General features: G+C 58.5%; 12 protein-coding genes. 1 reads left to right on the top strand and 11 read right to left on the bottom strand.

Translation table 11 applies throughout. From position 1 onward, the window contains the following. Window positions 1-17: 17 nt before the first annotated feature. The 3 genes from ATE40_RS18475 to lpxO all read right to left on the bottom strand — a co-directional run bounded on the left by ATE40_RS18475 (window position 18) and on the right by lpxO (window position 2,957). Window positions 18-716: a CTP synthase C-terminal region-related (seleno)protein gene (locus ATE40_RS18475; RefSeq protein ID WP_230328998.1), complete on the bottom strand. Its 699-nt coding sequence runs from the start codon at window positions 714-716 to the stop codon at window positions 18-20. 114 nt (window positions 717-830) lie between these two features. Continuing rightward, window positions 831-1,751, bottom strand: a complete 921-nt coding sequence (lpxP, locus tag ATE40_RS18470) for a kdo(2)-lipid IV(A) palmitoleoyltransferase (RefSeq protein WP_063918681.1) — start codon at window positions 1,749-1,751, stop codon at window positions 831-833. A gap of 300 nt (window positions 1,752-2,051) precedes the next feature. Further along, window positions 2,052-2,957 carry a lipid A hydroxylase LpxO gene (gene lpxO, locus ATE40_RS18465; RefSeq protein ID WP_019453182.1) on the bottom strand — a complete coding sequence of 302 codons (906 nt, stop codon included), beginning with the start codon at window positions 2,955-2,957 and terminating at the stop codon, window positions 2,052-2,054. 247 nt (window positions 2,958-3,204) lie between these two features. Between lpxO and ATE40_RS18460 the strand changes: the two genes are divergently transcribed. After that, window positions 3,205-3,546 (top strand): hypothetical protein, encoded by a 342-nt coding sequence (locus ATE40_RS18460; RefSeq protein ID WP_004936850.1) that lies wholly within the window; start codon window positions 3,205-3,207, stop codon window positions 3,544-3,546. A gap of 126 nt (window positions 3,547-3,672) precedes the next feature. On the opposite strand, the gene fis is transcribed toward ATE40_RS18460, so the two are convergent. The 8 genes from fis to aroQ form a co-directional block, all read right to left on the bottom strand. Then, window positions 3,673-3,969, bottom strand: coding sequence for a DNA-binding transcriptional regulator Fis (fis, locus tag ATE40_RS18455; protein WP_000462905.1), 297 nt, complete (start codon window positions 3,967-3,969; stop codon window positions 3,673-3,675). After that, window positions 3,951-4,955, bottom strand: a complete 1,005-nt coding sequence (dusB, locus tag ATE40_RS18450; protein WP_004936856.1) for a tRNA dihydrouridine synthase DusB — start codon at window positions 4,953-4,955, stop codon at window positions 3,951-3,953. Before dusB ends, fis begins: the two co-directional genes overlap by 19 nt. A gap of 393 nt (window positions 4,956-5,348) precedes the next feature. Next, window positions 5,349-6,230 (bottom strand): 50S ribosomal protein L11 methyltransferase, encoded by an 882-nt coding sequence (prmA, locus tag ATE40_RS18445; protein ID WP_063918682.1) that lies wholly within the window; start codon window positions 6,228-6,230, stop codon window positions 5,349-5,351. A gap of 11 nt (window positions 6,231-6,241) precedes the next feature. Then, on the bottom strand, window positions 6,242-7,687 hold the full coding sequence (gene panF / locus ATE40_RS18440; RefSeq protein ID WP_019453178.1) for a sodium/pantothenate symporter: 1,446 nt from the start codon (window positions 7,685-7,687) through the stop codon (window positions 6,242-6,244). Beyond that, window positions 7,677-7,919 carry a YhdT family protein gene (locus ATE40_RS18435; protein WP_004936865.1) on the bottom strand — a complete coding sequence of 81 codons (243 nt, stop codon included), beginning with the start codon at window positions 7,917-7,919 and terminating at the stop codon, window positions 7,677-7,679. Before ATE40_RS18435 ends, panF begins: the two co-directional genes overlap by 11 nt. Before the next feature lie 152 nt (window positions 7,920-8,071). Continuing rightward, entirely contained in the window at window positions 8,072-9,421 is a 1,350-nt protein-coding gene (gene accC, locus ATE40_RS18430; protein WP_019453177.1) for an acetyl-CoA carboxylase biotin carboxylase subunit, read from the bottom strand. A gap of 12 nt (window positions 9,422-9,433) precedes the next feature. Then, window positions 9,434-9,901 carry an acetyl-CoA carboxylase biotin carboxyl carrier protein gene (gene accB / locus ATE40_RS18425; protein ID WP_019453176.1) on the bottom strand — a complete coding sequence of 156 codons (468 nt, stop codon included), beginning with the start codon at window positions 9,899-9,901 and terminating at the stop codon, window positions 9,434-9,436. Window positions 9,902-9,933: 32 nt separating this feature from the next. Then, window positions 9,934-10,386, bottom strand: a complete 453-nt coding sequence (aroQ, locus tag ATE40_RS18420; RefSeq protein WP_004936891.1) for a type II 3-dehydroquinate dehydratase — start codon at window positions 10,384-10,386, stop codon at window positions 9,934-9,936. Window positions 10,387-10,553 lie beyond the last annotated feature (167 nt).

The following is a 10,553-nucleotide window of genomic DNA, read 5'->3' as shown; positions in this document are numbered from 1 at the left end:
CGCAAGAGGGCTTTTTTTTATCCGTTAGCGGCGGTTTTGACGAGCTCCACCACCAGCGGTGAAAGCTCGCCGCGCAGCGCGGCGCGTTCCGACTGGAACAGCGTGGCGACGTAAAAGCGCCGGCCCGGTAGCTCGATAGCGCGCACGTCGCCTTCGGTATCGTGGCCGCTGATGATCAGCGGGAAGCGCTCAAGATCGGCGACGAATTCCGGATTGACGCCGAAGTTGCAGTGGTAGCCTTCATGGGTGTTCAGGCTACCGTAGGCCCGCGCGACGCGGCTGCCCGACTGAAAAACGATGTCGCCGGTTTTTTCCACCAGCGAGCAGCTCAGCGGGGCGATCACCAGCCGGCCGCCGCTGTCGGTTTCGGCATGACCGGCGTCGTGCCAGCCCATCACGTTGCGGGCGTACTCGACGATAGCGTATTGAAAACCGCCGCAGGAGCCGAGGAATGGCACGTCGTTTTCCCGCGCATGCCTGATCGCCATAAAGGCGCCGTCGTCGTGACGATACGGGCTGCCCGGCACCACCCAAATGGCGTCGAAATCTTGCAGGACTTCGGGGGAGGTCAGGGTTTCGGTCGGCAGCCATTGAGGCTGAACGTCGATGTCGAGGTGAGCGGCGGTAAGCTGGAGCGCTACGGGGATGGCCTGATGGGCGACGGCTTGCGGATTGTAATCACCGACCAGAGCAATGCGGACTTGAGCTTTCATCATTTCCTTTCCTGTGCGGGTAAAAAAGGAGATTACAGCAAAGCGGGATATTGAGCCGCCGTTTTTTATACGCGGCGCACAAAAAAGCCCGGCGTTGGCCGGGCTGGCAAGAGAAGCTCAGTACAGCGACGGCGCGCCGGCCGGCCGGGTTTTGAAGCGGCGGTGCAGCCAGAGATATTGCTCCGGCGCGCGCATGATCTCTTTCTCGATCACTTTGTTCATGTAGGCCGCCGCCGCCTGTTCGTCGCTGAGCGGGTAGTCCTCCAGGGCCGGCTGAATCAGCAGGTCGTAGCCGCGACCGCCTTCACGGCGGATCAGCACCACCGGCACCAGCGCCGGGTTGGCCATGCGCGCCAGCATAAAGGTGCCGCTGGTGGTGGCGGCCTGATCGACGGCGAACAGCGGGGCGAATACGCTGCCGCGCGGGCCGTAGTCCTGGTCCGGCGCGAACCACACCGCCTCGCCGCGCTTGAGTGCGTGCACCATGCCGCGCAGATCCTTGCGATCGATCATCGCCTTGTTGGAACGCATGCGACCCTTGGTCTGCGCCCACTCCATCGCCTTGTTGTTGTGCGGGCGGTACATCGCCATCATCGGCTGGCACAGGCCCATCGCCCGGCCACCCAGCTCCAGCGACATGAAATGCACGCCGATCACCAGCACGCCGCGATCGTCCCGCTGCGCCACTTTGAGGTGATTGATGCCGGAGACGTTGAACCAGCGCTTGACGCGTTTATCCGGCCAGAACCAGGCCATGCCGGTTTCCAAGAGTCCCATGCCGAGAGATTCGAAGTTGCCTACCACTTTGCGTTCGCGCTGCGCTTCGTCCATCTCGGGGAAGCACAGCTCGAGGTTGCGGCGGGTGATGGCGACGCGGCGCTTAAGAAAACGCATCGAGGTGCGGCCCATCCACACCCCCAGCCGGTTGAGCAGCGGGTAGGGGAGCTGGACCAGCAGGAACAGCAGAGCGAGGCCGAACCAGGTCAGCCAGTAGCGCGGGTGCAACAAGGCCGGTTGAAATGCTTTTGCAGGTTTCATAGAAACTCGTTTTATACGTTAAAGGGGGCAGCAAGCTGTAACGCATAAAGGTTCCACTCGATAGCGATACGACCACTCAGACACCCGGGCATGACCAGGGTTTAGTCAGAATTCCATAATTGACTAAACATTTACATTCGAAGGGCGGTTTGCGCTGCTATCAGGCTTCGGAGGGATAGCTGTTGGCCAGCGGAGGCGGCTCTAGGAATGCTTATGCTAGCACAGGTTACGGGGTGTGGCGGAAGAGGGGCATGCGAATATTCTCATTCGCGTTGCCCCTGGATTGAAGATTGGCGCGTTTTATAGGCTGGGAATGATAATGGCGGCGAAAATTGCGGCGATCACCAGCCATTTCAGCAGGTAGTAGCCGCGGCGATTGCGCGCTTTCAGGCGCTGGCCGGCGTCGCGCACCGCATTGACGTATTTGAAGATGCGGTTGATGCCGCCGGTGCGGTCCTGGTCGTCGTTCGGCGAACTGGCCGCCGACATCAGCGTGGAGCCGACCCAGTGGTTGACCGCCTGCGCCCAGCGCCACTTCATCGGCCGCTCGACGTCGCAAAACAGAATGATGCGCGTCTGGTCGGTGGCGTTTTGCGCCCAGTGCACGTAGGTTTCGTCGAAGATCACCGCCTGGCCGTCGCGCCAGCTGTGTGACTCGCCGTCCACTTCGATAAAGCAGCGATCGTCGTTGGGCGTCATCAGCCCCAGGTGATAGCGCACCGAACCGGCGTAAGGGTCGCGGTGTTTACCCAAATGGCTGCCGGGCGGCAGCTCGGCGAACATCGCCGCCTTGACCGACGGGATGCGGTTGAGCAGCTCGACGGTTTTCGGGCACAGCGTCTGCGCCGAAGGGTGGCTGTCGCTGTACCACTTCAGATAAAAACGTTTCCAGCCGCGTTTGAAGAAGGTGTTGAAACCGGCGTCGTTGTGCGACTGCGCCTTTTTGATGTGATCCTGCAGGCGCACCGCTTCCTCGCGGATCACCTGCCAGTTGTCGGTCAGCGTTTGCAGTTCCGGGAAGCCTTTTTCGTCGAAATAGGGCTGTTTGGCGGGCAAACGGGAGAAACCGGTCATAAACATGTTGATCGGCCCCATAAACGTGGAGTGATCGAACAGTTGGCGGGTAACCTTTTGTTTCTCTTTGCCGCGGGAGTGTGCGTAGAGGAAGCTGACGATGAAAATGCCGATAATGATCGCGGCAACCATAGAATCCATCCCTGTTAGTGCTTGTTAATAATTCGTACAAATTATAGTTTTGTGACAGGAAAAATTTAACGTTTTCGTGCTCTTTGACCGGGATCTGCGTGAGTGGCATAAAAGAACAAGAAATACATTAAAAATAAAATTTTATATCGATTTTTTTGGTTTTAGTCCTATTCTTAAATCGTTCGAGGGGCATTTTATGCCATCATGTTTCATGACGAATGGCACGTATCTGAGAAAAGAGGGACTTATGAAGAAATCAATCATTGCCTTGTCTGCACTGCTGCTCGCTTCCCCGGTGTTCGCCGCTGAGACCGCGACCGACACCGCCGCTCACGCCAGCAACGAGGTCGTTGCCGAAGCGCATAAAGGGGCGGATACCGCCAAAGAAAAGCTGCACCAGTCTCAGGACAAGGGTGAAGAGCTGAAGCTGAAAGCCAAGCACGCCGCCGAAGGCAAGAGCGATAGCGTCGGCAGTAAAGTGAGCGAAGGCTCGCAAAAGGCCTGGCACTCCACCAAACAGGGGTCGGAGAAGGCTTGGGATAAGACCAAGCAAGGGGCGGAAAGCCTCAAGAACAAAGTGACCGAGTAAGGTCTCCGCTTTACCCCAAGGGCCGCGCTGCGGCCTTTTTTATTGCTCGCAAACCGGGAATGCCCCAAAGAAAAAGGCGCCGCCTCTTGCAAGGTTGCGCCTTTTCAACACGTTAACTGACTAGTATCAGTTCATGCCGTATTTTTTCAGCTTCTTACGCAGCGTGCCGCGGTTGATGCCCATCATCAGGGCTGCGCGGGTCTGGTTGCCACGGGTGTATTGCATCACCATGTCCAACAGTGGCTGTTCAACTTCAGCCAGTACCAGCTCATACAGGTCATTTACGTCTTGACCGTTCAGTTGAGCAAAATAGTTCTTCAGTGCTTGTTTAACCGAGTCACGCAGAGGCTTTTGAGTCACCTGATCTTGTGAGTTAACGGTAGAAACGGTCAGTACGTCAGAATTTACGCGTTGTTCGAACATAGTTCTGTCAGCTCTTTTTTTACGCTAAGATTTTCGAAATATGCCTCCAACGCCTCCAGCTGTTCGCTGGCATCCTCTATGGCGTTGAATGTGCGCCGAAACTGGTCATTCGGAGCGTGTTCCTGGAGATACCAGGACACGTGCTTACGAGCAATCCGGAATCCCTTGCCTTGGCCATAGAAGCCGTGCAATTCCCGAATGTGCCCAATCAACAAGCGCTTCACCTCGCCAAGCGGCAGCGGCGGCAGCAACTCCCCAGTGTCCAGATAATGCTGGATTTCCCGGAAGATCCAGGGTCTCCCCTGAGCAGCGCGGCCTATCATCAGGGCGTCGGCCCCGGTGTAGTCGAGCACTGCTCTGGCTTTATGCGGGTCAGTAATATCCCCATTCGCGATAATCGGAATGGAAACACTCTGCTTAACTGCCCGAATGCTGTCGTATTCCGCGTCGCCGTTAAACAGACAGGCGCGGGTTCGGCCGTGAATCGTCAGGGCCTGAATACCACAGTCTTCGGCCAGTTGGGCAATCTCTACACAGTTACGATGCTCTGGTGCCCAGCCGGTGCGAATCTTCAGCGTTACCGGCACATCCACCGCGTCAACCACCGCGTGGAGGATCCGTTTTACCAGATCCGGGTACTGCAACAAGGCGGACCCGGCAAGCTTCCGGTTCACTTTTTTGGCAGGGCATCCCATATTGATGTCGATGATCTGCGCGCCGCTGGCCACGTTAATACGCGCGGCGGCGGCCATATCATCAGGATCGCATCCGGCAATCTGCACGGAGCGGATCCCTGGTTCATCGCTATGCACCATACGCAGACGCGACTTATCCGTCCGCCACACCTCCGGGTTGGAGGAGAGCATTTCGGATACAGCCATCCCAGCACCCATTGCATGACAGAGGGTTCTGAACGGGCGATCTGTAATACCGGCCATCGGGGCCGCAATCAGGCAATTAGTAAGCTGGTGGTGTCCAATGCGCATAGACAAAGAGTGACCATACTGTGTCCGCAAGGGCGCGTATATTACGCATTTTTGCGCCGAGATGAAAGGCCAAACTTTAACCAATTGGCCCGATATTAGGGCGAAAAATGCGCTACGCGGTGATTCATAAAAATATTATATATATTTTACAATAAGTTGACGAAAAGTGCTTATTTTGTGTGCGGCAAAATATTCGCCTTTGTGCAGGATATTATCTGCATTCACCCGCTGTTTTGGCCGGGATAGCCTGCCTGGAAGGCGCATTGTCAGGGCGATCCGTCGTTGAACGGCGAAAAAGTGGATAAAATTTTGTGTCGTTCGCGGGCCGATCGCCGGACAAAAAAAATCCACCGGCGCAGGGCCGGTGGATGATAGAACAACGCGCCGTGTCGCTTATTTGCGGCGGCCGGTGATGCGGCACCACTCTTCGCGCTCGGCGACCGGGTCGAGTGCGAACTTCTCTTTGTAGGCTTCCGCTACGCTGCTTGCCTGGCTGGCCAGTACGCCGGACAGCCCCAGATGGCCACCGGCCTTCGGCAGACAGCCGATCAGCGGCGCCAGCTCGCGCAGCGGGCCGGCAAGGATGTTGGCGACCACTACGTCCGCCAGCAGGTCCGCCGGCTGGTCTTTCGGCAGATACAGCTCCAGACGCTCTGAAACGCCGTTACGCTGCGCGTTGTCGCGGCTGGCCTGAATGGCCTGGGGATCGATGTCGATGCCGATAGCGCGCGCCGCACCGAGCTTCAGGGCGGCGATCGCCAGGATGCCGGAACCACAGCCGAAGTCGATAACGGTTTTGCCGGCCAGATCGAGGCCGTCCAGCCACTGCAGGCACAGCGCGGTGGTCGGGTGAGTGCCGGTGCCGAACGCCAGGCCCGGATCGAGCATGACGTTGACCGCGTCGGGATCCGGCACGTCACGCCAGCTCGGGCAGATCCACAAGCGCTCGCCGAAGCGCATCGGGTGGAAGTTGTCCATCCACTCGCGCTCCCAGTCCTTATCCTCCAGCTGTTCTATCTTGTGGCGGAAACCGGCGCCCAGCAGCGGGTGCTGTTCCAGCATCGCCACCACCTCGGCCATATCGGTCTCGGCGTCGTACAGGCCGATCACGTCGGTATCGCCCCACAGCAGGGTTTCACCCGGCAAGGGTTCGAACACTGGGTTGTCGTGGGTGTCCTGGAAGGTCACCGACACGGCGCCGCTTTCCACCAGCGCGTCGCTCAGGTCTTCCGCCTGGCTGCCGGTGGTGTTCAGTTTGAGTTGGATCCAAGGCATAGCAATTCTCTTCAAGAGGGTAATGATGACGTCGCCCGGCGCTTTTCGCCGACGACGTTACCGAGATAAAACGCCAACAGGCTGAGCAACAGCGAAGGCACGATAGGATGCAGCCCCGCCGGTTGCAGGTTGAAGCTGGCCAATAGCGTATAGCATACCGCACCCGACACCATTGAGCTAAGCGCTCCCTGAGCATTGGCGCGCTCCCAGTACAGGCCCAGCACCAGCGGCCACAGGAATACCGCCTCCAGCCCGCCGAAAGCCAGCAGGTTGAGCCAGATGATCATCTCCGGCGGCCGCCAGGCCGCCAGCAGCACCAGCAGGCCGAGGACCAGCGTAGTCAGGCTGGAAAAGCGCTTGATCAACCGCTCGTTGTGGATCTGCTGCGGCCGCACGCCAAGATAGAGATCCTTGATGATGGTGGCGGAGGATTGCAGCAGTTGGGCGTTGATGGTCGACATGATCGCCGCCATCGGCGCCGCCAAAAAGATCCCGGCGGCGTACGGCGGCAGCACGGTGATCATCAGCGTCGGGATCACCTGATCGGGGATCTTGAGATCCGGCAGCACCGCGCGGCCGAGCGCGCCGGCCAGATGCATGCCGAACATCAGCACCGCGACCACCACGGTGCCGAGCAGAATGCCGCGATGGACCGCTTTGCTGTCCTTATAAGAGATGCAGCGCACGGCGGTGTGGGGCAGGCCGATCACCCCGAAGCACACCAGGATCCAGAACGACGCCATAAACGGCAGGCTGAGGATCTGATCGCCGCCCTGCGGCGAGACCAGCGCCGGATCGATCTGCTGCAGCTTGTGCACCGCGCTGTCCAGTCCGCCGGCGGCATGGATCACCGCCACCAGCAGCAACACGGTGCCGAGCAGCATCACCAGCCCCTGCATGGCGTCGTTCAGCACGCTGGCGCGGAAGCCGCCAAAGGCGGTGTAAAGTGCGATGCTGATGCCGAAGATCAACAGGCCGGTGTCGTAAGGAATGCCGGCGGCGGTCTCCAGCAGCCGGGCGCCGCCGATAAACTGCACCGTCATGGCGCCGAGGAACGCCACCAGCAGGCTGAGGCTGGCGAGCCACACCAGCAGGCGGCTTTGGTAGCGGCCATACAGCATGTCATTGAGGGTGATGGCGTTGTAGCGGCGCGCCAGGATGGCGAATTTCTTGCCCAGCACGCCGAGCGACAGCCACACCGCCGGCAGCTGGATCATCGCCAGCAGCACCCAGCCCAGGCCGTATTTGTAAGCGGCGCCGGGGCCGCCGATAAACGAACTGGCGCTGATGTAGGTGGCGGTCAGGGTCATCGCCAACACAAAGCCGCCCATCGAGCGGTTGCCGAGGAAGTATTCGCTGAGGAAATTCCCGTTCTGGCGGCGGCGATAGGCGTACACCGACAGGCCGAACACCAGCAACAGGTAGGCGACCAGCGGCAGAATCACTTCAGTTTGCATCGCGATCCTCCAGCGAAATGTCGCGGAACACCGTGCGCACCATCAGCCAGCACAGGCCGATGAACAGCAACGGCACCAGCAGACAGGCCATTTCGAACCAGTGCGGCAGGCCGGTGACGCCGATGGCGCTGTCCGGCAAATAGGCCGCCAGGCCCCAGGCCAGCAGGTAGAGCAGCGTCAGCCCCAGCGCCCAGCGCGCTTCGCGGTGCGCCTGGATAAAGCGTTTGTCCATCCGTGTCTCCCATAGGTTTACGGTGATGGATTCATCAAAGGTAGGGAATTTTACGGCATGACGGCGTTTTGCCAAGCCGTTACTGGCGGTAGTGCCAAAGAAAAAGGCCGGTGATTAACCGGCCTTTCGTCAGACGATGCTGCGTGGCTGCCTTAGGTTTCCTGCAGACCCAGCTTCTTCTCCAGATAGTGGATGTTGGTGCCACCGTGCTGGAAGTTTTCGTCGTTCATGATCTTCTGCTGCAGCTCAACGTTGGTTTTGATGCCGTCGATGATCAGTTCAGCCAGGGCGTTTTTCATGCGGGCAATTGCCACGTCACGGTTTTCGCCGAAGGTGATCAGTTTGCCGATCATGGAGTCATAGTACGGCGGTACGGTATAACCGGCGTAGATATGAGATTCCCAACGCACGCCGAAACCGCCTGGCGCGTGGAAGCGGGTGATCTTGCCCGGGCTCGGCAGGAAGGTGTTCGGATCTTCGGCGTTGATACGGCATTCTACCGCGTGGCCGTGGATCTTCACTTCTTCCTGTTTGATCGACAGCGGCTGACCGGCAGCGATGCGCAGCTGCTCTTTGATCAGATCCACGCCGGTGATCATTTCGGTAACCGGATGCTCTACCTGAATACGGGTGTTCATTTCGATGAAATAGAACTCGCCGTTTTCATACAGGAACTCGAAGGTGCCCGCACCGCGGTAGCCGATTTCCACACAGGCTTTCGAGCAACGCTCGCCGATGTAGCGGCGCATTTCGCTGGTGATGCCTGGCGCTGGCGCTTCTTCGACCACTTTCTGGTGGCGGCGCTGCATGGAGCAGTCGCGCTCGGCCAGATAGATGGCGTTGCCCTGGCCGTCGGCCAATACCTGAATCTCGATGTGACGCGGATTCTCCAGGTATTTTTCCATGTACACCATGTCGTTGTTGAAAGCCGCTTTGGCTTCCGCTTTCGTCATGTTGATGGACTGCTCAAGGTCTTTGTCGCTGCGCACGACGCGCATGCCGCGACCGCCGCCGCCGCCGGAGGCCTTGATGATCACCGGATAACCGATGCGCTTGGCGAAGGCACGGTTTTTATCCATGTCGTCGGTCAGCGGGCCGTCGGAGCCAGGCACGCAAGGCACGCCGGCTTTTTTCATGGCGTTGATCGCGGAAACCTTGTCGCCCATCAGGCGGATGGTTTCGGCTCTCGGGCCGATGAAGATGAAGCCGGAGCGTTCAACCTGCTCGGCGAAATCGGCGTTCTCGGACAGGAAGCCGTAGCCCGGGTGGATCGCCACGGCGCCGGTGATTTCCGCCGCCGAGATGATGGCCGGGATGTTCAGATAGCTTTTTACCGATGGCGCGGGACCGATGCAGACGGTCTCGTCGGCCAGCAGTACGTGTTTCAGATCGCGGTCGGCTGCGGAGTGAACCGCAACGGTCTTGATGCCCAGTTCTTTACAGGCACGCAGGATGCGAAGCGCGATCTCGCCGCGGTTGGCGATAACAATTTTATCAAGCATGGGGGCGCCTCGTTATTCGATGACGACCAGCGGCTCGTCATATTCGACCGGCTGGCCGTTTTCCACCAGGATGGCTTTCACGACGCCGGACTTGTCCGCTTCGATCTGGTTCATCATTTTCATGGCTTCAACGATGCACAGGGTATCGCCGGCGTTCACTTTCTGGCCCACTTCCACGAAGGCTTTCGCGTCCGGGCTTGGGGTGCGGTAGAAGGTACCTACCATCGGAGAACGAACGACGTGGCCACTCATGGCCGCCGGTGCTGCAGGGGTTTCTGCCGCAGGTGCGGTGGCGACGGCGGTAGCCAGAGCTGGCTGCTGCTGTGCCGGCATCGCGTAGGCCTGCTGCATGACGGGATAAGCCTGCGCCGGTGCGGCACGGCTGATGCGAACCGATTCTTCGCCTTCAGAGATTTCCAGTTCAGAAATGCCTGATTCTTCAACCAGTTCGATCAGTTTCTTGATTTTACGAATATCCATGAGTGTGATTCCGTACTCTTTTTGTGGAGCAATTAGTGGGTTTTCGACAGACGGTTAACCGCTGCCTGTAAAGCGAAAGCGTAGCCATCCGCGCCGAGGCCGCAAATCACGCCTACCGCTACGTCTGAGAGATAAGAGTGATGGCGGAAAGGTTCGCGGGCGTGCACGTTGGACAGGTGGATCTCGATGAACGGGATCTGCACCGCCAACAACGCATCGCGCAGCGCCACGCTGGTGTGCGTGAACGCCGCCGGGTTTATCAGAATGAAATCGGTGTTGCCGCGCGCCTGATGGATGCGATCGATCAGCTGATGCTCGGCGTTGGATTGCAGATGGCTCAGGGTAATATCCAATGCGGATGCCTGGTTTTCCAATCCGTTAACAATCTCTGTCAGCGTCGTGCTGCCGTACTTCTCCGGCTCACGCGTCCCCAGCAGATTGAGATTGGGGCCGTTCAGAAGCAAAATGTGAAACTTATCCGCCATTGTGCTGGTATCTCCGGCAATAAAACCATCATCGTAGAAAATAACCCGATGTTACCGATTTGTCACCTGTTAAGGGGTAAATTCACCCTGAGAACAGAAACAAGGTCGGGCATTATAACGATATCGTAGCAATTCGCAGCTAAATACTGGTCTTATCAGCGAAGATA

It is taken from the genome of Serratia surfactantfaciens, from assembly GCF_001642805.2.
GTDB lineage: Bacteria > Pseudomonadota > Gammaproteobacteria > Enterobacterales > Enterobacteriaceae > Serratia > Serratia surfactantfaciens.
Note: the sequence above shows the minus strand (reverse complement) of the source record. Positions and strands in the feature narration are given on the sequence as shown.